The sequence below is a fragment of the Caballeronia sp. BCC1704 genome (assembly GCF_902833455.1).
GTDB lineage: Bacteria > Pseudomonadota > Gammaproteobacteria > Burkholderiales > Burkholderiaceae > Caballeronia.
Genome location: NZ_CADFFT010000003.1, coordinates 833,676 through 860,086, shown reverse-complemented (window position 1 = coordinate 860,086; position 26,411 = coordinate 833,676). Strand labels below are relative to the sequence as shown.

At 63.3% G+C, this 26,411-nt stretch carries 22 protein-coding genes; 10 read left to right on the top strand and 12 right to left on the bottom strand.

Annotated elements, in window-relative coordinates; all coding sequences use genetic code 11:
* Nucleotides 1-413 precede the first annotated feature (413 nt).
* Together HWX53_RS19485 and HWX53_RS19480 are read right to left on the bottom strand one after the other, a co-directional pair.
* The gene (locus tag HWX53_RS19485; protein WP_175943849.1) at nt 414-2,489 is read right to left on the bottom strand and encodes a secretin N-terminal domain-containing protein; all 2,076 of its coding nucleotides are present in this window, start codon (nt 2,487-2,489) and stop codon (nt 414-416) included.
* Nucleotides 2,490-3,173: 684 nt separating this feature from the next.
* Nucleotides 3,174-3,356, bottom strand: a complete 183-nt coding sequence (locus HWX53_RS19480; protein ID WP_175943847.1) for a hypothetical protein — start codon at nt 3,354-3,356, stop codon at nt 3,174-3,176.
* Between the two features lie 49 nt (nt 3,357-3,405).
* Here HWX53_RS19480 and HWX53_RS19475 point away from each other — a divergent pair, with 49 nt between their 5' ends.
* The 3 genes from HWX53_RS19475 (at nt 3,406) to HWX53_RS19465 (ending at nt 6,038) form a co-directional block, all read left to right on the top strand.
* Nucleotides 3,406-3,921, top strand: a complete 516-nt coding sequence (locus tag HWX53_RS19475) for a hypothetical protein (RefSeq protein WP_175943846.1) — start codon at nt 3,406-3,408, stop codon at nt 3,919-3,921.
* A gap of 94 nt (nt 3,922-4,015) precedes the next feature.
* A complete protein-coding gene (locus tag HWX53_RS19470) occupies nt 4,016-4,756 on the top strand; it encodes a response regulator (RefSeq protein WP_175943844.1) in 741 nt (246 codons plus the stop codon).
* 7 nt (nt 4,757-4,763) lie between these two features.
* The gene (locus HWX53_RS19465; protein ID WP_175943842.1) at nt 4,764-6,038 is read left to right on the top strand and encodes an ATP-binding protein; all 1,275 of its coding nucleotides are present in this window, start codon (nt 4,764-4,766) and stop codon (nt 6,036-6,038) included.
* Between the two features lie 162 nt (nt 6,039-6,200).
* Here the strand turns inward: HWX53_RS19465 and flgM are convergent, their stop codons facing one another.
* From flgM to HWX53_RS19435, 6 genes are all read right to left on the bottom strand, one after another.
* The gene (flgM, locus tag HWX53_RS19460) at nt 6,201-6,506 is read right to left on the bottom strand and encodes a flagellar biosynthesis anti-sigma factor FlgM (protein ID WP_175943840.1); all 306 of its coding nucleotides are present in this window, start codon (nt 6,504-6,506) and stop codon (nt 6,201-6,203) included.
* Between the two features lie 167 nt (nt 6,507-6,673).
* Nucleotides 6,674-7,117: a response regulator gene (locus HWX53_RS19455; RefSeq protein WP_175943837.1), complete on the bottom strand. Its 444-nt coding sequence runs from the start codon at nt 7,115-7,117 to the stop codon at nt 6,674-6,676.
* A gap of 70 nt (nt 7,118-7,187) precedes the next feature.
* Nucleotides 7,188-7,352 (bottom strand): hypothetical protein, encoded by a 165-nt coding sequence (locus tag HWX53_RS19450; protein ID WP_175943835.1) that lies wholly within the window; start codon nt 7,350-7,352, stop codon nt 7,188-7,190.
* Nucleotides 7,353-7,477: 125 nt separating this feature from the next.
* Nucleotides 7,478-9,166, bottom strand: a complete 1,689-nt coding sequence (locus tag HWX53_RS27960) for a methyl-accepting chemotaxis protein (protein ID WP_175943833.1) — start codon at nt 9,164-9,166, stop codon at nt 7,478-7,480.
* Between the two features lie 468 nt (nt 9,167-9,634).
* The gene (flhC, locus tag HWX53_RS19440) at nt 9,635-10,207 is read right to left on the bottom strand and encodes a flagellar transcriptional regulator FlhC (protein ID WP_175943831.1); all 573 of its coding nucleotides are present in this window, start codon (nt 10,205-10,207) and stop codon (nt 9,635-9,637) included.
* A gap of 2 nt (nt 10,208-10,209) precedes the next feature.
* A complete protein-coding gene (locus HWX53_RS19435) occupies nt 10,210-10,509 on the bottom strand; it encodes a flagellar transcriptional regulator FlhD (RefSeq protein ID WP_175943829.1) in 300 nt (99 codons plus the stop codon).
* A gap of 744 nt (nt 10,510-11,253) precedes the next feature.
* On the opposite strand from HWX53_RS19435, the gene HWX53_RS19430 reads away from it, so the two are divergent.
* Both HWX53_RS19430 and HWX53_RS19425 read left to right on the top strand, forming a co-directional pair.
* On the top strand, nt 11,254-11,568 hold the full coding sequence (locus HWX53_RS19430) for a DUF4148 domain-containing protein (protein WP_175943827.1): 315 nt from the start codon (nt 11,254-11,256) through the stop codon (nt 11,566-11,568).
* 90 nt (nt 11,569-11,658) lie between these two features.
* Nucleotides 11,659-12,768 (top strand): patatin-like phospholipase family protein, encoded by a 1,110-nt coding sequence (locus HWX53_RS19425; protein ID WP_175943825.1) that lies wholly within the window; start codon nt 11,659-11,661, stop codon nt 12,766-12,768.
* Nucleotides 12,769-12,863: 95 nt separating this feature from the next.
* Here HWX53_RS19425 and HWX53_RS19420 read toward each other — a convergent pair whose 3' ends face one another.
* Nucleotides 12,864-13,091, bottom strand: coding sequence for a hypothetical protein (locus HWX53_RS19420; protein ID WP_175944046.1), 228 nt, complete (start codon nt 13,089-13,091; stop codon nt 12,864-12,866).
* A 1,584-nt stretch (nt 13,092-14,675) separates the two neighbouring features.
* On the opposite strand from HWX53_RS19420, the gene HWX53_RS19415 reads away from it, so the two are divergent.
* Nucleotides 14,676-15,119: a hypothetical protein gene (locus HWX53_RS19415; protein ID WP_175943823.1), complete on the top strand. Its 444-nt coding sequence runs from the start codon at nt 14,676-14,678 to the stop codon at nt 15,117-15,119.
* 126 nt (nt 15,120-15,245) lie between these two features.
* Complete coding sequence (locus tag HWX53_RS19410; protein WP_244140187.1) at nt 15,246-16,649, top strand: sensor domain-containing diguanylate cyclase; 1,404 nt, start codon at nt 15,246-15,248, stop codon at nt 16,647-16,649.
* 702 nt (nt 16,650-17,351) lie between these two features.
* Here HWX53_RS19410 and HWX53_RS19405 read toward each other — a convergent pair.
* Nucleotides 17,352-19,256 carry an ATP-binding protein gene (locus HWX53_RS19405; protein ID WP_175943821.1) on the bottom strand — a complete coding sequence of 635 codons (1,905 nt, stop codon included), beginning with the start codon at nt 19,254-19,256 and terminating at the stop codon, nt 17,352-17,354.
* A 164-nt stretch (nt 19,257-19,420) separates the two neighbouring features.
* On the opposite strand from HWX53_RS19405, the gene HWX53_RS19400 reads away from it, so the two are divergent.
* Nucleotides 19,421-20,191 (top strand): 3-oxoacyl-ACP reductase family protein, encoded by a 771-nt coding sequence (locus tag HWX53_RS19400; protein WP_175943819.1) that lies wholly within the window; start codon nt 19,421-19,423, stop codon nt 20,189-20,191.
* Nucleotides 20,188-20,580 carry a nuclear transport factor 2 family protein gene (locus tag HWX53_RS19395; RefSeq protein ID WP_175943817.1) on the top strand — a complete coding sequence of 131 codons (393 nt, stop codon included), beginning with the start codon at nt 20,188-20,190 and terminating at the stop codon, nt 20,578-20,580. Before HWX53_RS19400 ends, HWX53_RS19395 begins: the two co-directional genes overlap by 4 nt.
* Before the next feature lie 17 nt (nt 20,581-20,597).
* On the opposite strand, the gene HWX53_RS19390 is transcribed toward HWX53_RS19395, so the two are convergent.
* Both HWX53_RS19390 and HWX53_RS19385 read right to left on the bottom strand, forming a co-directional pair.
* Nucleotides 20,598-22,178, bottom strand: coding sequence for an amino acid carrier protein (locus HWX53_RS19390; RefSeq protein ID WP_175943815.1), 1,581 nt, complete (start codon nt 22,176-22,178; stop codon nt 20,598-20,600).
* A gap of 297 nt (nt 22,179-22,475) precedes the next feature.
* Entirely contained in the window at nt 22,476-24,188 is a 1,713-nt protein-coding gene (locus tag HWX53_RS19385; RefSeq protein WP_175943813.1) for an IlvD/Edd family dehydratase, read from the bottom strand.
* A 705-nt stretch (nt 24,189-24,893) separates the two neighbouring features.
* Between HWX53_RS19385 and HWX53_RS19380 the strand changes: the two genes are divergently transcribed.
* The gene (locus HWX53_RS19380; RefSeq protein WP_175943811.1) at nt 24,894-26,411 is read left to right on the top strand and encodes an ATPase domain-containing protein; all 1,518 of its coding nucleotides are present in this window, start codon (nt 24,894-24,896) and stop codon (nt 26,409-26,411) included.

Sequence of the window (26,411 nt, the reverse complement as noted above, 5' to 3'; positions counted from 1 at the left end):
TTGCGGCATTCTGTGTCTCCTACAGGGCAATGCGCGTGAATTGCGCTTTTAGAGGCGGACCGTTACATCGACGGTCCGATGCCCGAAGCATGGAGAAAAGCGTGATAGCCGTCTATTGAAATCGGCTTATAGCGCGATTCCGCGTGGTTATCGACGCATGCTGAGTTCAGAGCGTGAAGCCGTAGGCGATCTCGCTGCGCACTGGGCTTTGCGCGCGCTCAGCTGGCTCGCGGCGCTGGCGACTGCAGCGGCACTGGTCGCGCATTTCGTTCTGGACTTCGTTTGACGGTGAATTCGCGCTTCGCATCGGCGGCAGGAACCGGTGGCGTCAGTGTACGGGCTTGGTTTGCAGCACGCTTCTCTCGAAGGCGCGAGCACCGCATGCCTTTCTCCTGACGTCGAAGAAGTCCGTCTCAACGGACAGGCGCCGAATTATCGGCGGGCGAGGTCACTGTGGCTTGCCGCGCGTGAGTGAGATCGATGACACTGTCATCCGCTCCTCGCTCGCCTGAGTGCAGCGACGGCAATACCGGCACCGTGTCGTCCTTCTCCAGCCAGTTGTCGCTTCGGTAAGTCGCGGACCGCGCTTGCATATACCCGTAACGATCGGCCGCGATAGCCTGAAGCATGGATGCGTCGCGCACGATGACCGGTCGAAGGAAAATCAGCAGGTTGGTCTTCTTACGGCTTTTTGTCTCGTGTCTGAACAATGCACCGAGGACGGGGATTTTGGAAACCCACGGAATCCTGCTGTTGCCGTCGGTGTAGTTGTCGCTGATCAGCCCTCCGAGCACGACGATTTGTCCGTCATCGGCGAGGATCGATGTTTGCAGCGATCGCTTGTCGATGCTGTAACCGCCGGCCTGATCCGCGGTACCGCTCTCGACGCTGGAATCTTCCTGATACACCTGCAGCGTGATCGTTCCGCCCTGATTGATCTGCGGCTTGACATTCAACATGACGCCCACGTCCTTGCGGTCATAGGTGTTGAATGCGGACACTGACGATGAACTCGTGGTATTCGTCGAGTAGGACCCGGACTCGATCGGCACGTTGGTACCTACGAGGATCCGCGCCTCGTGATTGTCGAGCGTGATGAGGCTGGGCGTCGAAAGGACATTGACGTCCGAGTTCGACTGGAGCGCGCGAAAGAGACCTTTCGTACCGAGGATGTTGCCGAAGCCGGCTACGAGGCCGACGTTCGTGGTAGTGGCAGCGACCGACTGCAAGCCCGCGGTAGTCAGCCATTCGATGCCGAACTCCCCTTCTTTGTCGGATGACACTTCCATAATCAGCGATTCGATATACACCTGCACTTTGCGCTGATCGAGCCGCGCGATAACCGTGCTCAGGTTTCTGAACACCGGCTCGGGCGCCGTGATGATCAGTGAGTTCGTCGAGACGTCCGCGACGATTTCGCCACTTCCTTTATCGTCTTTATCTTCGCTCGCACGCGACTGCGTTGAATTGCTATTGCCGAAAGGACTGCTCGATGAAGACGAAGCCGCGCTGACCGACGAGGCCGAATCCGCGCCGCTCGGCAACGGCGGCAAGGTCCCGTTGCTGCTTGGCAATCCGGACGAGCTTTGTGTGTTGCCGCTGTTCGCCGCGCTCGACTGAGAATCGCTGCCACTCGATTGCCCCAGAATTCTGCGCAGCGTCTTCGCCACGTCGGTGGCATCCGCGTTGCGCAAACTCACGATATGGATATTGCCTGGCGCCTTCGTCGGCGTATCGAGCTTCACGACGAGAGACTCGGCTTCGTCCAGACGCGCGCCGCCGCTTGCGCGAAGCACGACGGTGTTGCTTCTGACGTCCGGCACGACCACGACCTTCTGAGTCGGGTCAGTATTGCCGATGCCGTTCAGATCCAGCAGCTTCTGCGCCTCTTGTGCTACGGCGGTTGCATCCGCGTAGTTGAGTTGAACGACCGATATATGCGGACTCGAAGCCGATTCGATACCCGCGATGATTGCCGCGATCCTCTTTAGATTGTCCGCATAGTCCGTGACGATAAGTGTGTTGTTGCTCGGATTAGCGGTAATCGAATTGTTCGGCGAGATGAGCGGCCTCAGAGTCGGAATGAGATTGTTGGCAGACTCGCGATGAAGTTGAAAGACCTGAGTGACGACCTGATCCCCTTGCGCGTGCGGGCTGTTGCCAACGTAGGTGGGAACGCCCTGAAGCTTCGCATCTGCTTCGGGCACGATCTTGAGCACGCCGTGGTCCTGCAACAATGAGAAACCTTGCATTCGCAGCGCGGACTGCAGTGTTTTGAGCGCTTCTTCTTCCGAGACCGGGCGTTCGGACACCAGGTCTAATTGGCCCTTCACGCGTGGGTCCACGATGATCGTCTTAGAAGTCGCGAGCCCAATGGCGCGCGCTACTTCCCCGATATCGGCGTGAGAGAAGTTCATCGTCACTGCCGCGAAGGACCGGTGGCAATGCATGGCGAGGAACGCTGTGCCGACCAGCAGCGTGGCGCGCATCACTATTCGGAGCGATAGATGCAGCCGTATATAGCTGGTTTCGAATCGTGATGGACTCCAAGGGACAATCGTTTGCATTAGCGAGTGTTCCGCTGTTTCGCGAAGGGTAGTGAATTGGAAGCTGCTCTAGTGAGATAGAAGCAGTCCAGCGGAGAGTGGACCGCGCTTCGGTCATATGACGAAAGCTCGCGCGCTGCGCACTATACAAGGCGCCGATGCGCCCTGTTCCGGCCGGTAAGAATCGGTTAGGGATAAGCCGTCGGTTTGAATCGCGAAGACAGCGCGCTAGACGTATAGTCGGCTGCTTCGCGCAAGCGACGATTGTCTCGACGGCTGCATAGCGGGATGGAGAATAAAAGCGCCGACGGACCGAAGCGTTTCTCGGTCCGTCGGCGAAAGACCCCGGCGCCCTGCGAGGTCAGAAGGCCGGAGTTGAGACGCGTCGATCATCTACCCGGCCGAACATTAACAGCTAAGGCCGCTGGCAACTCCGCCCGGGAAAGTTTCGGTAAGGCAAACGCACGCGGCATTGCATCAAGGCGCAAGCATCACAGCCGTTATATCGCTCGGGCTTCAACGTTAGCCCACGTCTAGCGAACGGATTCGCCGAAAAACCTGGAGGACATGTATGTCAATCTCGTCTTTGTCCGGTGCTACGTCCAGTGCACAGATCTGGCAAACGAGCTACTCGAAGAAGAGCGCGTCGCAGAGCAGCGTCGACTCGTCGTCGAGCGCGGACTCGAGCACCAACCCGCTCGCGGCCGCCATTGCCGCGGCGCTCGCACAACTCGGCATCACGTCGAATTCGAGCACGTCATCGAGTGACGGAAGCACTACGTCGTCGACCACTGCTTCGAGCAGCAGCACGTCATCGACGAGTTCGTCTGACTCGGTCGCGTCTGCGCTTCAACAATTCATGGGCGATCTGTTCCAGACGCTCGGCAGTCAGAACGGAGCGCCTCCGTTGCCGCCGCGCGATGGCAGCAGCGACAGCAACACCACGACAGCTTCGAGCGATACCACCGATAGCAGCACGGACGCAACGACGAGTACCGCTGTTTCATCTGCGGCCAACTCGGCGCCGCCGCCTCCGCCGCCGCCTGCTCATGCGCAGGGTTATGGCAACGATCTCGCCTCGGCAATCGAGAGCCTCGCGCAATCGCTTACATCGGGCAGCACGTCGAGCACCAGCGCGACTACGGCGAGCAGCGCCAGCAGTTCGACAAGCGACTCGACAAGCGATTCGACCAACACCAGCACGCTGTCGAGCGACTTCCAGAATCTGATCACGGCGCTCGGTGGCTCTACGGACAGCAGCGGCACGTCGAGCACGGCAACGGCCACGCTTCAGACGTTTCTGACGACGCTGGCGAGCAATCTGCAAAGCGGCGGCGCGGGCGCGCGAGGCATGTTCGTCAGCACGTCGGCTTAAGCGGCATCGCGGGCGGCACCCGGCGTATCATCGGACCTTGTTCTGAAATCACTACGGGCAAGTTGCCTGCCAGCTCCGCCCTGCCAACTTAACGATGCCTCATGTTCTTATCGTCGATGACGACGCCGTGGTACGCGACCTCCTACGCCGCTTCATGCAAGCAAACGGGATGGAAGTATCCGTGTTGCATGATGCGAAGAACCTTCAACGGCGGCTCGAAACCGAGCGTCCATCGGTCATCGTGCTCGACATCATGATGCCGGACACGGACGGGCTCTCGGCTCTCAAGGCGCTTCGTGCCTCGGGCGACGACATCCCGGTGATCTTCGTCACGGGACGCGGGGCGGTTCCCGATCGCATAGCCGGGCTCTCGCTGGGGGCCGACGACTATCTGGTCAAGCCCTTCGATCCGGGCGAATTACTCGCGCGCATTCAAGCCGTGCTGCGCCGCAGAGGTCCGGCGCAGACGAGCGCCCCCGAAGCACGCGCGCGTTTTTGCTTCGGGCCCTTCGAGCTCGACTTCGCAACTCGCATGTTGAGCCGCGAAGGAAGGCAAATCCCGCTGCGCGATAGCGAATTCGCTCTACTCAAGGTCTTCGTCAATCACCCCTATAGGGTGCTGCCGCGAGTCCTAATTCATGACCTCGTGCATCGCGACGCAGTGAGCTTTCAGGATCGCGGCCTGGACGTCCCCATCTGGCGCTTGCGCCGCATCATCGAGAGCGATCCGTCGAGCCCGAAATACATTCAGACGCTGCGCGGCAAAGGTTTTGTCTTCGTGCCCGACGCAGATGCGGACGCGAACGCCGACGCGGCAAAGCCTGATCCGGCGTGACGCTCGCATGAAGAATCCGCTCAACTCCCTGTTCGGCAGAATGACCATCATGTCTGTCGTGGTGCTGGTAGGCATGCAATTCTGCTGGTTCTGGATAATGGCCGGTGAAAGACCGCGCCAGCAAATGCACGGCTTCGCGCAAGGACTCGTGCTTGCGTTGCACGCGGCAAACGGCGAGACGGTAAGCGGTAAAGAACTCGCGCCGGCCATGCGCGTGCGATCCGTTTCGGCCGAACTCGATCCGACGCATGTGAAGCTGCATCAATCGAACGCGCCGCCGTTAAGAGACCTGATCAGAGAACTGAGCGCAGCATTGCCGCCCGGCACCGCGATGGCGTTCGATGACGAACGCCCGCCTCATCTCTGGGTCCGGTTTCCGGGCAAGCCATCGTGGCTCGTCGTGCCGATGGACACGCCGCCGCCTCCGCGCCATATCCTCGAAACGCTCTCGTTGTTGACCGCGGCGATCGTTCTGTCCGTGCTCGTCGCATGGCAGATGCAACGCCCGCTATCTGGACTTGCGCGCACGGCTCGCGCTTTCGGATCAGGAGGACGCCCGCCGGCCGAGCCGCAGCGAGGACCGCAGGAAGTTCGCGAGCTGATCGGCGCGTTCAACGACATGATGCGGCGGCTCAACGAAGCGGACGACAATCAGGCGGTCATGCTTGCCGGGCTCGGGCATGATCTCAAAGCGCCGCTCACGCGGCTTAAACTGCGCGCCACGCTTCTCGCGTGCGACACCGAGCGCGGCGAATTGCTTCGCGACATCGACTCGCTCGCCAACGTCGTCCAGCAATTTCTCGAATTCGCGGGCCAGCCCGTCGAGAAGGGCGAACCGGTCGGCGTTGATGCGTTTCTTCGCGAGCAGTTTCCCGCGTCTCATGATCCTGATGAAGAACGCCTTTTCTCGCTGGACCTGCGCGCGGGTCCGGCGTTCACGCTGCCTGCGGGCATGCTGGATCGCGTCGTGACGAACCTCGTCGACAACGCGTTAGAGCATGGCGCGCCGCCGATCGAAATAGCGACGGCGCTGCAGGAAAACCACTGGATGATCTCGGTGCGCGACCACGGGGCCGGCATTCCCGAAGGGCAGCTCGCCGCGGCAATGAAACCGTTCGTCCGGCTCGATCCGGCGCGCGGCAGTCAGGGACATAGCGGACTCGGGCTTGCCATCGTGTCGCGACTGACACGTGAGCATGGCGGTACCTGCGAGATCGGCAACGAGCCGGGCGGCGGCTTTCGTGTGCGGATCGCGATTCCGGTCAACGCGAGCGGACTTTGAGCGAGACGAACGTCTGGCCGCTCTCGCGAGCAGACGACGCAGCCAGGACTGCTGCTTCTACGAGTCCGGGAGTCGCGCGTCGCTGTCTGAGTCCGGTCGATACCGGAAGAATCGCGGCGCGGCGGCAGAGCACACAGCCGCACCGGCAAAATTGGCGTCTGGTTAGCGCGATGCCGCCGGCAGGAGATCGCGTGCCGTACCCAGCATGCCGTCCGCGACGGCCGCCGAGTCGATCTTGTAGGTCCCGTCTCTCAATGCGGCCTTGATGGATTCCACCTTGGCCGTATCGATATCGGAAGCGTGGGAAGAGAACGCGGCAGTCGACGACAGGCTGATGGTCGAGCCTTCGGTCGCTGCCGGTGCGACCGGCTGCGCGGTGCCGGCGCTGAGCTTGGCACTGGTACTCGCCGCCCGCTTCACGGTGATTTGGTTCGAGGAATCTGCGCTTTTGAAGGTCTGGATGTTCATGGTTTCGGTTCTCGCTGGCTTTAATGCTTAACGGTGCCTGCGTTGAAACCTTTACCATCCGAAGCGCTTGCCGATCCCGCGAAAACCTTGGCATTCTCCCGGAAGCCCTACACAGCAAGGCTTCCGGGCAACTGCAACAGTTTGAAACAAAGTGTAAAAGAGGCCAATCACGCGTTCATGAAGACGGCACCGAACACGGATGCGCCGCGATCTGCCGGCGCGGCGGTTTGTTGAAGCGGCGCGATCTGGGCCAGCTTGTCAGCGAGCGCCGCTTCGGAGAACGGCTTGACCACATAGCCGTTCGCACCGGCGCGAATCGCCGCGATGACATTCTCGCGCCGGGTCTCGGCCGTCACCATCAGGACCGGAACGTCGGCGTGATCCTCGGACTTGCGAATCTCCTGCAAGAGGGTCAGCCCGTCCATGTTCGGCATGTTCCAGTCGGTGATGATGAGATCGAACCGCTGTGTTTTGAGCTTCTCGAGCGCTGCCACGCCATCCACTGCTTCGTCGATGAGCGTATAGCCGATCGCCTTGAGCATCTTTCGAATCAAACTGCGCATGGTGGTCAAGTCATCGACTACCAGCAAACGCATTTCCGTCTTAACCATCTGTCAATCCTTTCTCTTTGTACTGTCCCGCGCATGGCCCCGCACCCAGCCATGCGAGAGGGCTAGCTCGCTACGTGCTCGGGCAACGCGAGGTGTCGCCCGGCGGACCGCCACTCGATCGAAGGAATTCGTCCAGCTCGAAACAAGCCTTGACGACTGCCTCGATCGCCTCTTGTGCGATATCGTTTTCCATCGCCGCCAGCCGACGGCGAAGCTCATGCAGTTGCTTGACCATGTCACCCACCTCGTTCCGGATAAGAAACTCGCCCTGCGATTCTTCGTGGCAAGGCGAGGTTGCGTGAGTCGGCGCCGCCGGATCCGCGCGCCGGTTTGTCAGCCGCACGGCAGCACCCGTCCGGCTCAGAACGTCGACCAGTCGCCGTCAGCGGTCGCCGCGACCGCCACCGACGGACTCGCCGCACGCGTCACCGCCGGCGCTTTTTTCGCGAGCGGCGGTCGCGCCGGCTTGTGTTCGTAGCTGGCGGTCGTCGGCGCGGCGAACGACTGCGTCGTGCGGAACACGGCAACGGCGGCGGTCAGATGCTTCGCCTGGTCCTCCATCGAGCCGGCCGCTGCCGCCGCTTCTTCGACGAGCGCCGCGTTTTGCTGCGTGACTTCGTCCATCTGCGAGATGGCCTGATTCACCTGCTCGATGCCGCGGCTCTGTTCGTTCGACGCCGATGCGATCTCGCCCATGATGTCGGTCACGCGCTTGATCGCGGTGCCCACGCGCTGCATGGTGTCGCCGGCTCGCGCCACCAGTTCGGTTCCGGCCTGCACCCGGCTGCCCGACGTTTCGATCAGTTCCTTGATCTCCTTGGCCGCCGCCGACGAGCGCTGCGCGAGACTGCGCACTTCGCTCGCCACGACGGCGAAGCCCCGGCCTTGCTCGCCGGCTCGCGCCGCTTCCACCGCGGCATTGAGCGCGAGGATGTTGGTCTGGAACGCGATCCCTTCGATCATGCCGATGATCTCCGCAATCCTCGCGGAGCTATCTTCGATGCCGGTCATCGTGTCCACGACCTGGCTCACGATTGCGCTGCCCTCGTTCGCGACGGTACTCGCGTTGTCCGCGAGGCCGCTCGCCTGTCGCGCGTTCTCGGCGTTCTGCTTGACCGTCGCGGTCAGCTCTTCCATGCTGGCTGCGGTTTCCTCGAGCGAGGCGGCCTGCTGTTCCGTACGTGACGACAAATCCGTGCTGCCTGCGGCAATTTCGCCCGACGCGGTTCGAATGACATCGACGGACTCCTTGATGCCGTTTGCGAGCGACGAGAGCTTCTCAAACGCGGCTCGCACCGCCAGCATCAACGTGGCGAGTTCATCGCGGCCGACGACCTCCACGCGGTGCGTCAGATCGCCCTGCTCCAGCGCCTTCATTGCCGCGAGCGCGTCGCCCAGCGGCCTCGTCACGGATCGCGTGATGACGAGCATCGCCGCGATCGCGACCAGCACCGCCGCTATCGTCGATCCGAAAGACAGCGCGACCGCGCGGTCATACGCGGCGTGAGCGTGCCGGGCGGACTCGTCGGCGAGTTCGAATTGATGCGCGACGAGCGCGTCCAGCGCCGTGAAGTATTTGGCCTGTGCGGTTGCAACCGGTCCGGCGATTTGAGCGCGCGCGTCTTCGATCTGCCCCGCCGTCAGCAGCTTGACCGCTTCCTGACGCGCTGCGGTGTTGGCCGCGCGCGCCTCGACGAGCGCGTTAAAGAGCTCCCGCCCGCGCGCCGTCGTGATCATGCGGTCGACTTTCTCGAGCCGCTGCGATGTGGCTTTGGCTGCTTCGAGGACGCCGACTTGCATGGCGGCGATATCCTCGGGTTTTCCGGTGATGGCGGCGCGCTGCAGCCGCAGCACCGTTTGACTCGCCGAGTCCTTAGCCTTGCTCACCTCTGCCGCCTTGACCATCCGGTCATCGGTGATGACGGTGATCTCGCTATCGAGACCGCGCATATTGACGAAGTTGATCGTGGCGATGAGGACGAGCAACGCGACGACGATGCCGAAGCCGATGGTCAGGCGGGCGCCGACCTTGAAGTTGTGCAGGTTCATTTGGGATTCCGGGGACCGGTTGTTCAAGACGTGTTCGGAGGAAGGCGCTCGCTAACTTGCTGCGGTAGCGCGGCCGGTCGCCGGTGGCTGAGTTCCTTCAGGGATCGCCTGTCGGATCTGGATCGCTGGTTACTGTCGCCTTCCTTTTTTAGTATCGGCAGAAGGCACGGAAGCTTTACCTCGAATTCCCAGTATTTGCTCGCTGATATGTATTTTTTACCGATTACGCGACGCGCGTGACGACTTGATCGGTAGAACTAATGATCGTCGGCGGTTGTTCTGACGGAGCGATCGAGCGTCGTGGGCTAGCCACCGATGCGGGAGTGGTCGACTATCGAGCGCGACCTCGACGATGCAATAACGCGAAAGCCTTCAAGACACGTCGAAGGCCGTAAAGCATCAAATGGGGAGGCGCGGTGCGATTGGATGCGGCGGCGCTTGCCGATCAAGCGCTTGAGCAATGCGGTGTCAAGCCGCCCGCAGCGTCGCGCTCTGCTCGCGCGCCGCCTTCGCCTTCGTCTTGCCCGCCCGCGAAGGCGGCTGACAAATGCCGCAGACCATGCCGTGCGTCGGTTCGTGCGCGTGCACGACGAACTTGCCGCGGCAGCGCGTGCAGCCGGCGAGGCGCAGGATGCCGGCTTCCTTGAAGCGCACGAAGGTCCACGCGCGCGTCAGATCCATCTGCAGTGCTTCGCCGTTCAGCGTGAAGTGCTCGGCGTACAGCGCGTAGGCGCGGCTCAACAGGTCGACGCGATCGAGGTTCGCGCTGTTTTGCTCGAGAAACGCATACACGTTGGCGAACATCGATGCGTGGATATTCGGTCCCCACGTCAGGTACCAGTCTTCCGAGAACGGAAGCATGCCCTTGGGCGGCGAAGCGCCCTTCACTTCCCGATACAGACGAATCAGACGGTCGCGCGAAAGCTTCGGGAATTCTGATTCGAGCACCTGCATGCGCGCGCCCAGCTTGATGAGCGTGATTGCGCGCATAACCTGAGCGGCTTCCTCGGCGAGGCTTTTCGAAGACGTGGTCGTGCTCATGGTCAGGCGGCAATGAGAGCTGCGTTGGACAGGGCCGCGACCGGCGCATCGTGGCTGCGGCTCGCGAGGCCGCCGAGCATTTCGTCCGCGCTCATGCGGAAGAAGCACAGCAGTTGCGACGACGAAGCCAGCTTGTCGGTTTGCGCCGGCGAGAGATTCAAGAGCGTGTCCGCGATTTCCGCCGACAGGCCGAGGTGCGCCTGCGCGGCTTCGCGGTCGGACGCCAAAACACGCCGCGCGAGCGTCAAGTAGGACAGGTTCAACTCGCGGATGGACGAAAGGTCTGGGCTGGCGTGTGTCATGGCTGGCTTACCGAGTAACTGTGACCGTGTTTGGCGTCTGGCGCGCCGTGACTCACAGCGCGAAGCAATTGTCTGGCTAATCGCAGCGATCTGCAACAAAAAGTTACAGTGGCAAACGTTCACGGAGGTTCGATTCGCGGTTGCAAACGTTATCTGCTGATTGTTTATGCCAACAATGGCGGTTGTCTGACGCTTCGTATGTTCGATGCATGTGTTTGAGACTGACATTTAATTCAGCAGATAAGCTGCGAGTTGAACGTAAGTTTCAATATTCACAGAGATGGGCATACCGGCAATTGTTTCCGCGTAACACTTTTACCGCGGCTATTACACGACAGTGTTACCACCGCTTACTCTTTTTGTAACGATGTGCTTGCGTCAAAAGGCCCGGTCGCGGTGTCCCGCCTCCGCCGGATTGATCACCGTAACTTGCTGGACGCGACGGCCCTTCGACCCAGCGAACCGGCGCCGTGTGACCAGTACGAACATCGACATCACTTGCGCGCGCCACTTGCCCGGCGGAACAGTGCTTGCTCCTCGGTCGTGGAACAACGGGGAGACAACCATGCCGGACCAGCGCGAGCCGGGCGTCATCAATGAAACAGGCGGTGCCCGCACTTGTCGACATCCCTCACCGCTAAGGCAAAAGGGCAACGAAGCGCGGAACAAGCGGCCTCACGCCGCCATGTACCCGCACGAAAACATCGAACCGGAGCGCGGCGACTAGCCGGCCGCTGACGCACCATGCGCGAGATTCGGACAAAGACTCAGCTAGCGTCGGCGGCGCTTCTCCTGCTCGCCGGATGCGTCGCGGGTGGCATGCCCCCTCCGGGCCGGCATCTGACGGACCTGGAATGCCGCGATCTGGCCGCGCTCAGAACGAACGCGAGCCCTTCTACGATGGCCCAGCATCAAGTGGAACTCGGGGCGCTGCGCAAGGCGGGCTACGACCCGTCTCCCTTCTACGACGATCCCTACTACCCGGACGACCTGCAGCAGGCACAGCGCCTCGTCGACTACTGGTTTCAGACGGAATGCGCGCCCGCTCGGACGCAGTGACGGCGGCCGCCCGGCTCGGGCGTCGCGATTTCATGTGAGCCGATGCCTGCGGGGATTCGAGCGCAACGCACCGGTGCAACTGGAGAATGTATGGCGCAGCAAGATAACGGCGCAGGCAATCGCCCGCGTATCGCGTTGGCGTTGCAAGGCGGCGGCGCGATCGGCGCGTTTCAGGCAGGCGTGCTCGAAGCATTGCACGATGCAGACATCCAGATCGACGCGTGCTGCGGATCGTCGATCGGCGCCATCAACGCCGCGATCTTCTTCGGCAACGCGCTGGAGCATCGCGTCGATCGGCTCAGGCAGTTCTATCATCGCGTGTCGGTTCCCGGCACGACGCTGCGCGACCGGATGGCGTCGTTGATCGGCGGACTGGCATTCGCCAACGACGACTTTCGCCGCATGCTGGCCGAAGCCGATCAAAGCTACGCGATCAGCGCGGGCCTGCCGGGATTCTTCACGCGACGCCTCGCCGTGCCGTGGACGACCGGCAGCCAGGCGCCGGAACTCGCCAGCATCATGGATATGCGCCCGCTCTATCAGACGCTCGCGAGCCTTTGCGATTTCGACGAACTGAATCGCAGTGCGACGGAGGTAAGTGTCATCGCGGCGAACGTGGCGACCGGCGAGCCGCATTACTTCGATAATCGCGCCGGCGGTTTGCAAGCGCCGATGATCGTCGCGTCGGGCTCGCTGCCGCCGTGGTTCGCAGCCGTGCAGATCGGCGATGCGTGGTACTGGGACGGCTCGCTCGTATCCGCCGCCCCGCTGCAACGTATCGTCGAGACGGCGCCTGCGGACGTCGAAACCATCATCTTCCGTGCCGATTTGTGGACCCCCGAGGGCCAGGTGCCGGACAATCTGACCGACGCCGAAATCCGGCAAAAGAACATCGAGCACGGTAGCCGCGCGGCTGCCTATCATCAGGCGTTCGACGAGTCGCAGCGCCTGAGAGCCCTGCTCGCTCATGCGCTGGAATGTATTCCGGCGGCGCAACGTCAATCCGACCCGCAACTGATGAATGCCGCGGCGCTGGGGGGCGCGCGGCCGGTTCGCATCGTGCCGGTCGACTACGCGTTCTCGCAGCGCGAATCGCACTTCAAGGACGGACAGTTCACCGCTGCGGCGATCGAAACCCACTGGGCGCACGGGCGAGAGGCCGCGCAAGCGGCGCTCGCCCGAATGAGCGAGCGTGATTAGATACGTGTCAGGCGCAGGCAGTCACTGGCGCTGGTCTGCAGGAAGCGCCAAGCGGTCCGATTCGCCGCTTGGCCGTTCTTCGCTTCGTAGCGGTTCTACGCGTGCACCCGGAACGGCGGCAGCGGCATCTCGTCGCCTTCGATAAAGGCGGTCGCGCACCGAACGGCGAAATTGATGGCGCCCTCTTCGTTGGCAAACATGCCGAGCTTTCCGAGCGATGTGGCGTGGCCGTCTTCCTCGAGCACGGCGACAGAAGCCACGAAGCCGTTGCCGGCCGGAATGATTCGCGGCTCGAAGGCCGCGCCGCGGTGATAGATGATCATGTTCGTCTCTCTCAGGTTCGGTTCAATCAGCACGGTCTCTCCTCGAAGAAGCCGTGAAGTCCGCTGTCTGAACGTCTTTCTATTCGGGGCCAGGCCAAATCGACCATGAGGCCGCTCGTCTAACCTTTGTCAAACCGTGAGAAGAATAATTAACGGTAGCGTTGGCCGCATCCGTTTTAACAAACGGTAACCTATCTGCAATAAGCTCTTAAGATAGACGATAGCGCCGGCTCCAAAGCATCTGTGCCAGAAAGACAAAGCCCCGACCATCATGCGATGGCCGGGGCTTATGCTTGCAACGGTACGGCTTTAAGAACCACATAATCGAAACAACTTTCCCTTCGGACTGCTCCCTCGATAGTACGAGCTGCAACCGCTACTGCGACAACCGCTGCGTCCGGAAAAATAAAGGTAGGCCGGCTTGCTCGGTGACGTTCGTTTCGCGATTCATGGCATTTGATTGCTCGCCATGGAAAGCAGTGTATGCGGCATCGGACATCGGGTATCTCACGAAAAAGCGGTGAAAACACGGTCTTCCCGGCCGAATGCTTTTCCTGCTGCCGCCGATAACGGCGGCTGTCCGGACCGCGACTTGAGCGCCACTTAGTGCAACTGCAAGTGCATGACTGGACGCGCCGCGCTGTCGTTCGAGACGTGCGATGAGAGCATCGCCTTGTCGCGGCATCGTCATAAATCTTCGCTCTAATACGGCGCGTCGCGGTCTCGTCCCTACGTGGGACCGTCGATTGCGAGGCTCTACCGCCGCGACGGCAACGGACACTGCGCGACGCAGTCCGGTGTGAGCCGGCCAACTCAAGGACAATACAAGCGATGAACATTGCAACGAAGTGCATAGTGACGACTGCCCTCGCGTGGGGCCTATCCACCGCCGCGCTCGCTCAGGGCAACGCCGGCGGCCTACCCGGCGGTAACGGCGCCGGCCGCGGCGGAGTGGGCGTCGGCACGCCGAATGGCAACGGCGAGACCGGCGCGCCTGCCGGTCCCTCAGGGAAACATTCGACGCTTCGTCTGAAGCATCATCATCACAAACATAAACAGCCGAGTTGATCCGCTGACGGCGGCTTGTCGCGTTGCCGTGCGCGGCACTCGGGTAGAACGAGACTGTGCGAGCGGCGCGGCGGTCGTGTAATGCGCTCTGATGCGCTTAGTGCCGCCATGCGTGTCCATCTCTGAGCGAGGCCGGCCGCACGCGTGACGGACACAATGCAGCGGGGCTCGCGCTCTCGTATCTATTCGATCGTCGCGGTCCTGTCCGCGACGCTTCTAATCGGTCGGCGTCACGCCCGGCGCTAGCGCCTTAGCGACATCGACCGCAGACGCGCCCCGCCGTCGACAGACGGCTGTTATATAAGATCACCCCTTCCCCGGTTGCGATAGCGACCGTTCGCGATTAAGCGTCTGCGCGAGCCCGCTTGCGCTCGCTGGCTAGCTCGCAGGACGGTGACCGCGCGCCAGGCCAACGCGTCGCTCTCTCGATCATGCGACCGTCCGGCGCCATGCCCGCGAGCCCACTCCCCGACCGACCACGCACGATCTCTGCTTCTCCGAAAGCGGAGGTGTCTCATGCGCGACATTGTGCTATTCGACTTAGACGGGACGATTGGACTGATTCAACACCGCGTGCACCACATCAGCGGAAAACGGCGCAACTGGCCGGCGTTCTTCGCCGCATGTGGCGACGATCTTCCAAACGCGCCGGTCATCGAAACGCTGCATACGCACGCGGCGCGGCATCGCATCTGGATTGCGTCGGGCCGCAGCGACGAAGTACGCGCCGAAACCGAAGCGTGGCTTGATCTGCATGTGGGAATGCATTACATCGACACGCTGCTGATGCGCCGCGCCGGAGATCGGCAAGCCGACGACCGGCTCAAACGCGGATGGTTGAAGGACGGCTCCATTCCGCGCGAGCGCGTGTTGTGCGTCTACGATGACCGCCAGCGCGTCGTCGATATGTGGCGATCCGAGGGCCTCGCGTGCTTTCAGGTCGCGCCAGGAGACTTCTGATTACAAACGACGCTGCCGACGTCCGGAAATTCCTACCCGTGCGAGCGCGTTCGCTCAAGAATTTCCGATAATTGCCGTATTCCAGTTGTCGCTCGGCGTCGGTGCCGGCCAGACCGAGGATCCGCAGTGCAAACTTCGCTTATTCACCTGCCATCGACGTCGAAGGACCGCCTCGCCGCGGCCATCACCGCCGCTATTGCACTGATCGGCGCCTTCATCGTATGGCCGCATGCCCGGCAGCCCGGTCCGGTCATCGTCCCGTTCCTGCCGATCTTCGCGACCTGGGTCACGCTCACCGAGGGCCTCACGGCCTTTCTGCTGTGGACTCAGTACCGCATTTCCGGGCGTCTTCTCTTCGCGACGCTGAGCGGTGCGTACGCCTTCGTGAGCCTGATCGCGGCCATCCAGTTGATAGTGTTTCCCGGCGTCTTTTCCGCGGGCGGCCTGCTCGGCGCCGGCCCGCAAACCGCCATCTGGATATGGGTGTTCTGGCACGGCGGATTCCCCGCGCTCGTCACCGTGTCGCTGGCCGCGCGGTCCTGGGCGCCGAGCCTGCGCAATCGCGCATCGGGACACGTGGCGCTTCTCGGCGCGCTGTCCCTCGCCTCGTGTTGCGCGGCGCTGGCCATCGTGGGCAAGGACGTTCTGCCGGTCGTCGTGGCATCGGGCGGCTCGTATTCGAATCTGTCGAGCAGCCCGGCCGCGCTGATTGTCGAGGCAACGTGTCTCGCCGCGCTCGGCCTGCACGTCTCGACCACCCGGCTGCGCTCGCTGATGGACCTGTGGCTCGCCGTCGCGTTGCTGGCGGCGCTGATCGACGTGACGCTCACGCTGTCGGCCGGCGCGCGCTACAGCGTCGGCTGGTACGCGGCGCGCGTCGCCTCGATGCTGTCGTCCAGCGCGGTTCTCGGGATGCTGATCTACGAGACGACCGGGCTGTATCGCAAGCTCACCGACACGCATGAGAAGCTGCTCGAGAGTTCCGCGCGCGACGGGCTGACAGGCGTGTTCAACCGCGCATATTTCGATGAGCGATACAGCCGCGAGCACGCGCTCGCCGCCTCCTCGGGCTATTCGCTTTGCGTGCTCTTGATCGACGTCGACAACTTCAAGGCCTACAACGACACGTTCGGGCACCTGGCCGGCGATGACTGCCTGAGAAAGGTCGCGCACGCGCTGACCGAGACGCTGGCGCGCACCGGCGACTTCGTTGCCCGGTACGGCGGCGAGGAATTCGTCGTCGTGCTTCCGGCATGCGACGCGGCAGCGGGACTCGCGATCGCCGAGAAGCTCCGCGCGGCAGTCGAAAGCGCAGCATTGCCCGCGCCGAGGCCCGGCACCGTGGTCACCATCTCGGTGGGCCTCGCCTGCCGCGACGCCGCCTCGCGCCAGACAGCGAAGGCGCTGCTCGGAGCCGCCGACGCGGGACTGTACGCGGCGAAAGCGGGCGGCCGAAACCGTGTCGCCAGCGCGCGTTTCGGTAAGGCGAGTGGCGGGCTCGTCCGTCAGACTTCGGCTTCTTCTTCCTGAGGGGAGAGGACGCCGCCCTGCGGTTTCCGTCGATCCACGCTGTAGGTCACGCGATCGAGCCGTCGGCGTCGGTCAGACTCGGCTTCGTGAGGGGAAAACACACCGCCCTGCGGTGTCCGTCAAGCCACGCTCTTGGTCACGCTATCGAGCCGTCGGCGTCCGTCAGACTTCGGCTCGGTGAGGGGAAACGCGTCGTCCTAAGGTTTCCGTCGAGCCACGCTCTTGGTCACGCTATGATGCCGTCGGCGTCCGTCAGACTTCGGCGTCCTGAGGTGAAAGCGCGTCTTGCTGCGGTGTCCGTCAAGCCACGCTCTTGATGACGCAATCAAACCGTCGGCGTCCGTCATTCATCGAACAACACGCCAGCGCCTTTTCGCGCTGGAACCCGAACGCGTCTGCTGCGTTTTGACGAGATCGTCCCGTTGTACGTGTTCGCGTCATCACGCGCGTCGTACCGATTCGAGCGTGCGACGCGCTTGCCCTAGATCGGGTGCTTCACACGGTGCTCGACCGGCGAACCCGGGCGTGCCGCGCCCGGGGCTGCGGGGCTCCAACGCGCCGCCGAAGATCGCCGTCCGGCAGCCGCTTCTACCGCCGCATGATCTTCCCGCGCGGTGTAAGACGGAGCGCATTCTCCCCTCCGTCGACGCTGCCGCATGCTTCGCCCTTCGCATAACCCTTCCCGCGCGATGACGCGTCCCGCTAAGACGCGGTGACGGCGCTCTCGATCGCGTGATTAAGCTGCGCCACATCGACCGGCTTCGTGAAGTGATAATCGAAGCCGGCGTCCGCGGTGCGCGCTCGGTCCTGCGGCTGCCCCCATCCGGTGATCGCGATGAGCGTCACGTTCGCCGTCACCGGCCTCGACCTGATGCGGCGCGCGACCTCGATGCCGCTCATGCCCGGCAAGCCGAGGTCCAGCAGGATGACTTCGGGCGTGTAGTGGCTCAGTATGTCGACCGCCTCCTCGCCGGAATAGACCGTGCGCACTTCGTGGCCTTCGAGTTCGAGCAGCGCGGTGAGCGCGTCGGCGGCATCGACGTTGTCATCGACCACCAAGATGCGATGCTTCTCGATCTCGGCGGAAATGGCGGGCATGTCGCGCGCCGGAGCGGGCGGCGCCACCACGCGGCACTGCGCGGGAAGATGAACGGAGAAGCAGCTTCCCTGGTCTTTTCCGGCGCTCGATGCAGTCAGCCGGCCTCCGTGCAGCTCGATCAGCGATTTCGAGAGCGCGAGTCCGATGCCGAGCCCGCCCTGCCGATGATGATCGCGATTCACTTGCGAGAACATCGAGAAGATGGCCGACAGCTTGTCCGGATCGATACCGATGCCGTTGTCCGCGACCGATACCACGATCTCGGCGTCGTCCGCCTTCACCGTCAGTTCGATGCGCCCGCCGGACGGCGTGTATTTCGCGGCATTCGTCAACAGGTTCGCCAATACCTGCGCGATTCGCAGGCGGTCCGCCTCGATGTGCAAGGGCCGCGAGGGCAGCTTGACGACCAGGTCGTGACCCTTGCCCTCCAGCATCGGCCGCGCGGTGTCCACCGCATCCTCGACCACATCCCGCAGCGCCACGGCTTCCTTGCGAAGCGTCAGCGCGCCGCGGGTGATGCGTGACACGTCGAGCAGGTCGTCCAGCAAAAGCGCCATCGCGGCCGATTGCCGGCGCAGCACCGTGATGCACCACTTGCGACGCTCGTCGGTCAGGTGTGGCTGTTCCAGAATTTCCGCGACCTGACGGATGGGCGCGAGCGGATTGCGCAACTCGTGAGCGAGCGTCGCGAGGAACTCATCCTTGCGCCGGTCCGCTTCGGAAAGCGCCTGTTCGGCGCGCACGCGCGGCGTCACGTCGCCGAACCATGCGACCACTGAACCGTCGAGCGACGCAGCCACGACGTGGAACCACTGCTCGCCGTGCTCTCCCTGCACGCTCACGTCGAACGCATCGCGGCCCTCTGCCTCCGCCAACGGCGCGAGCCGCTTCAGAAGCACGTCCGCGTCCCAGCCGCGCGGACGCACATACGTGGTCGAACTGCCGATGACCACCGTCGTCGCCCGATTGAACAAGTGCGCGGCCGCGTCGTTGAGGTAGTCCCAGCGAAACTCCGCCACGCGGCCGTTGCGCACGATCGGCGTGAGAATGAAGAACGGCACGCCCGCGCTATTGAGCGCGACGTCGAAGCGGTGCCGCGCGTCGCGCTCCATTTGCAACAGGCGCTCGGCTGTCTCCTGCGAAGCGGCCTCCGCCCGCCCGGCGCGTCTGGCGACCTTGGCGAGCTGCTGGCCCGCCGCCACCAAAAGCGCGCCGACGACGACGAAGGCCAGCAGCACGATCCGGTCGCTGTGCCCTTCGACCGTCAAATTGCCGACAGGCGGCATCCACAATGCGCCGTACACCGTGCCGGCTGCCAGCAGGAACACACCCGACCAGCCGCCGAACAGCACTGTGACGAGCGGAAGCGACGCGCTGACGAGAAGAAAAGTCAACCGTCCGTGGGCCACCACGGTCAGCACCTGCTGCGCCACCAGGACGGCGGCAGTGGACGCCATTCCGAACACCAGGCGCTTGCCCGGCGGATACTGCGCGATTCGAACAATCATGGTTGGCAACTCGTCGGATTGATGACACCTTTCGCCTGCATTATGCATTCCTCCTATGTTTGCAAATGCGAATCTTTTCGTCTCGCGGCGCGCTCCGCCGCTAACGTGCGCGTACGCCGTTTGCTAACGCTGGTTCATCGCTCAACCGCTCGCGAGGAGTACAGATGAAACTGCAAGGGAAGACGGCGCTCGTTACCGGAAGCGACTCCGGCATCGGCCAGGCAATCGCGACGCTGTTCGCGGAGCAAGGCGCGGACGTCGCGGTGATCTATCACACCGACCGCGCGGGCGCGGACCAGACGGCGGCAAAGATCGCTTCCTTCGGCCGGCGCGCGCTCGTGCTGCAAGGCGACGTGGGCGACCCCGCGTCCGTCAAGCGCATCTTCGGCGAAGTCGCGGCGCAGCTCGGCCGCCTCGATATTCTGGTGAACGATGCAGGCGTGGGCGCGGGCGGCGCCGAAGTGGCCGAGCTCGACGACGCCCAGCTGGAAACCGTCATCCGGACCGATCTGTTCGGACCGCTCTACTGCTGCCGCGAGTTCGTGAAGCTGCGGCGCGAGGCGGGCGGCGGCGGCCGCATCGTCACGATTTCGTCGGTCGCGCAGCATTTGCCGACGCCGGAAAGCGCGCCGTACGGCATGGCCAAGGCCGCGCTCGGCTCGCTCACGCGCAGCCTGTCGCGCGAAGTCGCCAACGACAAGATCAACGTGAACAACATCGCGCCCGGGCTCATCCAGACGCCGATGACGCAAGAGCGCCTCGACGATCCCGACGCTCGCGAGAAGTCGATGTCGGTGATTCCGTGGCATCGTCCGGGGCAACCGGAGGAGATCGCGCGTCTCGCGCTCTTTCTCGCCTCCGACGACGGCGATTACGTGACCGGACAGACGTGGACCATCGACGGCGGTTTGTCGATGCAATGGGGCGGCGCATGAACAAGGAAGACGTGCTCGCGCTTTTCGGAAAGCTCAGGGACGATACCGACGCCTTCTTCGCGCACGTGGCCGATGACGTCGACTGGACCGTGATGGGCACGCATCCGCTCGCGGGCCGCTATCGTGGCAAGGAGGCGTTTCTCGAACATACGTTCGCGCGCCTCGCGAAGGCGCTGCCCGACGGCGCGAAGCTGACCGTCACCCACGCGCTCGTCAATGGCGATACGGCCGCGGTCGAGCTGCATTCGGACGTGCGCGCGGCGAACGGCATGCACTTCGACAATCGCTACTGCTGGGTGTGCCGTTTCGAGGAAGGCTCGATCGTCGAGGTGCGCGCGTATCTCGACAGCGCGATGGTGGCCGAACTGCTGCGTCAGAATCCGGCCTGAGCGATGCCCCGCGCGATTTAAGCGTCGACGGTCTCGCGTTCGTGAACCGGCGCGGCGCGACGCGCATCGCCAGGCCAGCACGCCGTTTTCACTCCGATTTCTTCCGATACGAACGCGCCGCCGCCCGTCGCGCGATAGTGCGCGAGCGCCTTATAGACGAGCGCTTGCCCGAGCAGAACGATCGGCACGTTAAGCAGCACCATCACGATGTTCATCAGGTCCGAGAGCGCCCAGAGGTTCGGCAGTTCGAGCCCGGCCAGCACGGTCAACGCGCCGAACGGCACGAACACCAGCGAGCCGGCCACGCGAATACCGGCGATGAACGCGCGGCGGCGCGAGATGAAGTTCGCCGAGATTTCGGCAAACGAGATCATGCCGAGGAGCGTCGTGAAAGCGAAAAGCCCGTAGCACACGCACATGATGATCTTGATGGCATGCGCGGCCCAGAGCGGCACGAGCGCCTGCACCGAAGCGAGATAGACCGTGATCTTCGAGGCGCGCACGGCTTCCCATGCCTGCCCGTCGACGGTTCCGGTCCACACGTGCGCCATCACGACGATAAAGCCGGTCATCGTGCAGATCACCATCGTGTCGAAGAACACGCCGAGGCTCTGCACGAAGCCTTGTTCGCACGGATGCGCGTTGTCGGCGATGGCCGCCGCCATCGTGATGGTGCCCTGCCCCGCCTCGTTCGACATGAGGCCGCGCTTCACGCCCTGCGCGAGCGCCGTGCCGATCGCGCCGCCGAAGAGTGCATGCGGCGCGAACGCGCCGACGACGACCTCGCGAAAGAAGTAAGGCACGAGCGGCAGATTGATCAGGATGATGACGAGCGACATCGCGCAAAAGAGCGCGGCCTTGATAGGCACCAGCACGTCCGTGTAAGCCGTGACGCGCCTGATGCCGCCCATGATGATGAACGCGCACGCGAAAACGAGCGTCGCCGCGATGCCGTAGTACGCGGTGGATTGCCGGGCGAGGTGCTCGCCTGCGACGGTATCGGCAATGGTGCCCATCGCGGTGAAGACGTTGAACGTTTGCGGCGGCACGTTGAATAATGCATAGACGATAAACACGAGCGACAGGAACGTGCCCACGATGCGCCGTCCCCCGAGCACGCGCCGCCCGTAGAACGGCAAGCCGCCGACGAACTCGTCGCCGTTCTTCTCCTTGAACAACTGCGCGAGCACGGATTCCATGAAGGCCGTCGCCATGCCGAAGAAGGCGGCGACCCACATCCAGAACAACGCGCCGGGACCGCCGACCGAAATGGCGCCTGTAATGCCGACGATGTTGCCCGGCCCGGCGCGCATCGCCAGTCCGAGCATGAATGAAGCCATCGCGCTCACGCCCGTTCTGGACGACTGCCTGCGCTGCATGATGCGCACGATCTTGCGCATGTTCATCGTCTGGACAAAGCGCGTGCGGATGCTGAAGTGGATGCCTACGCCGACCAGCAGCAGAATCGCGAACGGAAACCGGCCGAGCACGGGGATGCGCGAATAGGCCGCGAAGTTGGTCGGAAAATCCCAAAGAAAATCGGAAATGGGCGCGATGAACGCAAAGAACGCGTTGACGGATTGGAAAAGGTCTTCCACGCGGGCTTTCCTTCTGTTTTCTGATGCTTCGAGCTGTTTAAGGCGGAAGTTCGATTGATTGAACCGGATTCGCTGGGATCGGGCGCTTGGCCGGCGCGCGCGCCGGCATCCGCCGTTTTAGCGGGCGGCCATTATACGGTGCGGGCTGGCGGCGCTTTGGGCGCATCGCGGAGAGGACTGCGCGCGCCGTCTGTGCGGCGCGGCGATGGCGGCTTCGGGTTGCCGAACGAATCGTACTTGCATGTTCGATCAGTGATGCGCGCCGGGGCGCGCGCCTTCCCGCGCGATGGACGACGCTCAGGAATCCTTCGATACCGCCTGGAGGAAATCGAAGTCACAGCCCGCATCGGCCTGTAATACGTGCTCCTGATACAGCTTCTGATAGCCGCGCAGCACGCGCTTCGGCGGCTTGACATCGGCTGCGCGGCGCGCGAGTTCGGCTTCATCGACGAGCAGGTCGATACGCCGTTCGCGCACGGAAAGCCGGATGCGGTCGCCGTTGCGCACGAGTCCGATCGGCCCCGCGAGCGCGGCTTCCGGCGTGACGTGCAGCACGATGGTTCCATATGCCGTGCCGCTCATGCGCGCATCCGAAATGCGCAGCATGTCCTTCACGCCCTTCTGCGCGAGCTTTTTCGGAATCGGCAGATAGCCGGCTTCGGGCATGCCGGTGCCGCTCGCGGGACCGGCGTTTTGCAGCACGAGAATGTCGTCGGCCTCGACATCGAGCGCGGGATCGTCGATGCGCGCAGCCAGGTCTTCGAGCGATTCGAAGACCACGGCGCGGCCCTCTTTCTCGAAGAGCGACTTGTCGGCGGCGGATCGCTTGAGAATCGCGCCGCGCGGCGCAAGCGAGCCGAACAACGCGACGAGCCCGCCTTGCGGTTCGACCGGGTCGGACAGCTCGCGCACGATGCGATGATCGACCCACGCCTCGCGCTCCGCCGCGATGCGTTCGCCGAGCGTTTCGCCGGTGACGGTCATCGCATCCAGATGCAGCTTCGGCGCGAGTTCGCGCAGCACCGCCGTCATGCCGCCCGCAGCAAAGAAGTCTTCCATGTAGTGCTCGCCCGTCGGCTTCAGATTGACGAGCACCGGCGTGTCGTCGGAGAGCACGTTCAGCCGTTCGAGCGACACCGGAATGCCGAGCCGCCCGGCGACGGCGGTCAAGTGGATGATCGCGTTAGTCGACCCGCCGATGGCCAGCAGCACGCGTAGCGCGTTCTCGACGGACTTCTCCGTGATGATCTGGCTCGGGCGCAGCGGCGCGCGAATGAGCTGCACGGCGCGCGCGCCGCTCGCTTCGGCGGCGCGAATGCGGTCGGCATGGACGGCGGGAATCGCGGCGGTGCCCGGCAGCGACATGCCGAGCGTCTCCGCGATGCACGCCATGGTGCTTGCCGTGCCCATCACCGCGCAGGTGCCGGCGGTGGTCGCGAGCCGCCCTTCGATCTGGTCGATCTCCTGCTCGCCGACTTCGCCCGCGCGGAACTTGCCCCAGAAGCGGCGGCAGTCGGTGCACGCGCCGAGGCGCTCGCCTTGATGACGGCCGGTCATCATCGGTCCGACGACGAGTTGCACGGCGGGGATATCGGCGGCAGCGGCGCCCATCAATTGCGCGGGCACGGTCTTGTCGCAGCCGCCGATCAGTACCACGGAGTCCATCGGCTGCGCGCGCAGCATCTCCTCGACGTCCATGCTCATGAGGTTGCGGAACATCATCGAGGTCGGATTGAGGAAGACTTCGCCGAGCGAGATGGTCGGAAAGTCGATGGGCAAGCCGCCCGCTGCGAGCACGCCGCGCTTGACTGCTTCGACGAGCTCCGGCATGCCGCGATGGCAATTGTTGAAGCCCGATCCGCTCGATGCGATGCCGACGATCGGCTTGGTCAGCATGTCGGAGGTGTAGCCCATCGAGCGGGCGAACGAGCGGCGCAGGTAGAGGGCGAAGCCGCGGTCACCGTAGTTGGTCAGGCCTTTTGACAGGCCTTCAGTCTTGGGTTCTGGCATTTGTTTGGGTGTCTCCCGGGTTTATGCTTGGCTGCTATCGGGGCGGTTTTTCTGTGATTCTATGGAACTTGTTGTCGTGTCGGTCTATTCGCGTTGCCCCTCCCCGGGGCGGGGGTCACTTTCTTGGCTGTCGACCAGAGTAGGCGCTTTAGCGCCGTACTCTGGTCCCATGCGAAGAAAGTAACCAAAGAAAGCAGCTTTTTCTTGGCCCGCAGCACTAACACAGTGGCCACTCCGCAATTAGTCCGTGGCGCTCCGTTAATAAACAGCCCTGGAGCACCTTCCACGCCCACTATCACCACGTCCTCCGAGCCCCTTGGCTCGATAAAACCGTCGGGAATAGCGGTCATGTCATGGCTGCCGCGGCGCCTTGATTTCGGCGTTTATCCAAGGCTAGAAGAAAACCGTCAGCGAACGCAAAGCGGCGAAGCTCATCAACTCGAGCTCCGCGCCATCAAGAACCGTCGTCGATCGATGCGCTCTCTGCTCCACCCAACGAAACCAGCCGCACCCTCTCATCGATGTGATAGCCTTCGCCGACCATCGAACGAATGCTTTAGGCGGCCGCCCGCCGCAGCCACGCCCGCGCGAACCGCGCGTCCGCCTCCGCCATCCGCCTGCCGCGCTACGACGACGAGCCCGGCCTGCTTCTTGCAGTCCCCGTAGCGGACATCGCCCATCTCGTCGATCATCAGAAGCAATCACATGCCAGACAACATCTCCGCGCCACAACGGGGGCGCGTTCAATCCGGGATCGAAGGAATCGACGATATCCTGGGCGGCGGGCTCACGCCGCACCGCATGTATCTGGTCGAAGGCGCGCCCGGCGCAGGTAAAACCACCCTCGCCTTGCAGTTTTTACTCAAAGGCGCCGAGGTCGGCGAGCCGGGGCTGTACATCACACTGTCCGAAACGAGGGACGAACTCGTCGCCGTCGCCGAAAGCCACGGCTGGGACACAAGCCGCTTCACCATCATCGAACTATTGTCGGACGAAGGGCTCGATCCCGCTTACGAGCAGACCGTGCTGCATCCCGCCGAAGTCGAACTCGGCGAGACCGTGCGCGACGTGATCGCCAAAGTCGATGAACTGAAGCCCGCCCGCCTCGTCTTCGACAGCCTTTCCGAACTGCGTATGTTGTCGCAGAATTCGCTGCGCTATCGCCGCCAGATTCTCGCGCTCAAGCGCTATTTCGCCACGCGCGCCTGCACCGTCATGCTGCTCGACGACCACACGTCCGAGACCGGCGACTTGCAGCTGCACAGCATCGCGCACGGCGTCATCAGCCTCGACAACCTCGTGCACGACTACGGCGGCGAGCGCCGGCGCATACGCATCGCGAAAATGCGCGGCATCCGGTTCCGCGAAGGCTTTCACGACATGACGCTGAAGACGGGCGGCATCGAGGTGTATCCGCGGCTCGTCGCGGCGGAGCATCACGCGGACTTCGCTTCGGATTCGCTCAGCACCGGAACGCGTGAGCTGGATGCGCTCATGGGCGGCGGCCTCGTGCCGGGCACCAACACGCTGATCGTCGGTCCGTCGGGCGTCGGCAAGACGACGACGGTCGCCTCGTGTCTGCTCGCCGCGCTTAATCGCGGTCAGCCGTGCGTCTACTATCTCTTCGACGAGACGCTGATGACGCTCGTGCGCCGCTCGACGAGCCTCGGCATCGACCTCAGACCGCATCTCGACAGCGGCCTCTTGACGCTGCGCCAGATCGATCCCGCCGAGATCTCGCCCGGCGAATTCACGAGCGACGTGCGCAAGAGCGTGGAGCAGGACGGCGCGCGCTTCGTCGCCATCGACAGCCTGAACGCGTATCTGCAGGCCATGCCCGGCGAGCGTTATCTGCTGCTTCAGATGCACGAGCTGCTCACGTATCTGAACCAGCGCGGCGTCATCACCATGCTCGTGCTGGGCCAGCACGGGATCATCGGCGAGATACAGAGCGATATCGATATCAGCTATCTCAGCGACGTCGTGCTGCTCTTTCGCTATTTCGAACGCCAGGGCGAAGTGCTCACAGCCGTGACCGCCGTCAAGAGCCGCGCCAACGGCCACGAACGCTCGATCCGTCAGTTCCGGCTCGGCAGCAAGGGCTTGAACGTCGGCGAGGCGCTGCGCGATTTCGAAGGCGTGCTGAGCGGCCTACCGACTTACCGGGGCGATACCGCCATGCTCGCGTCATCGGAGGGCGAGCCGGCCTCGCCACGGGAATAA

Bases quoted from the DNA above. Each gene is read 5' to 3' on its own strand.
- HWX53_RS19485 (WP_175943849.1), bottom strand. From the start codon at position 2,489: ATGCGCGCCACGCTGCTGGTCGGCACAGCGTTCCTCGCCATGCATTGC.
- HWX53_RS19475 (WP_175943846.1), top strand. From the start codon at position 3,406: ATGGGCGATCTGTTCCAGACGCTCGGCAGTCAGAACGGAGCGCCTCCG.
- HWX53_RS19470 (WP_175943844.1), top strand. From the start codon at position 4,016: ATGCCTCATGTTCTTATCGTCGATGACGACGCCGTGGTACGCGACCTC.
- HWX53_RS19465 (WP_175943842.1), top strand. From the start codon at position 4,764: ATGAAGAATCCGCTCAACTCCCTGTTCGGCAGAATGACCATCATGTCT.
- flgM (WP_175943840.1), bottom strand. From the start codon at position 6,506: ATGAACATCCAGACCTTCAAAAGCGCAGATTCCTCGAACCAAATCACC.
- HWX53_RS19455 (WP_175943837.1), bottom strand. From the start codon at position 7,117: ATGGTTAAGACGGAAATGCGTTTGCTGGTAGTCGATGACTTGACCACC.
- HWX53_RS19450 (WP_175943835.1), bottom strand. From the start codon at position 7,352: ATGGTCAAGCAACTGCATGAGCTTCGCCGTCGGCTGGCGGCGATGGAA.
- HWX53_RS27960 (WP_175943833.1), bottom strand. From the start codon at position 9,166: ATGAACCTGCACAACTTCAAGGTCGGCGCCCGCCTGACCATCGGCTTC.
- flhC (WP_175943831.1), bottom strand. From the start codon at position 10,207: ATGAGCACGACCACGTCTTCGAAAAGCCTCGCCGAGGAAGCCGCTCAG.
- HWX53_RS19435 (WP_175943829.1), bottom strand. From the start codon at position 10,509: ATGACACACGCCAGCCCAGACCTTTCGTCCATCCGCGAGTTGAACCTG.
- HWX53_RS19430 (WP_175943827.1), top strand. From the start codon at position 11,254: ATGCGCGAGATTCGGACAAAGACTCAGCTAGCGTCGGCGGCGCTTCTC.
- HWX53_RS19425 (WP_175943825.1), top strand. From the start codon at position 11,659: ATGGCGCAGCAAGATAACGGCGCAGGCAATCGCCCGCGTATCGCGTTG.
- HWX53_RS19420 (WP_175944046.1), bottom strand. From the start codon at position 13,091: ATGATCATCTATCACCGCGGCGCGGCCTTCGAGCCGCGAATCATTCCG.
- HWX53_RS19415 (WP_175943823.1), top strand. From the start codon at position 14,676: ATGCGCGACATTGTGCTATTCGACTTAGACGGGACGATTGGACTGATT.
- HWX53_RS19405 (WP_175943821.1), bottom strand. From the start codon at position 19,256: ATGATTGTTCGAATCGCGCAGTATCCGCCGGGCAAGCGCCTGGTGTTC.
- HWX53_RS19400 (WP_175943819.1), top strand. From the start codon at position 19,421: ATGAAACTGCAAGGGAAGACGGCGCTCGTTACCGGAAGCGACTCCGGC.
- HWX53_RS19395 (WP_175943817.1), top strand. From the start codon at position 20,188: ATGAACAAGGAAGACGTGCTCGCGCTTTTCGGAAAGCTCAGGGACGAT.
- HWX53_RS19385 (WP_175943813.1), bottom strand. From the start codon at position 24,188: ATGCCAGAACCCAAGACTGAAGGCCTGTCAAAAGGCCTGACCAACTAC.
- HWX53_RS19380 (WP_175943811.1), top strand. From the start codon at position 24,894: ATGCCAGACAACATCTCCGCGCCACAACGGGGGCGCGTTCAATCCGGG.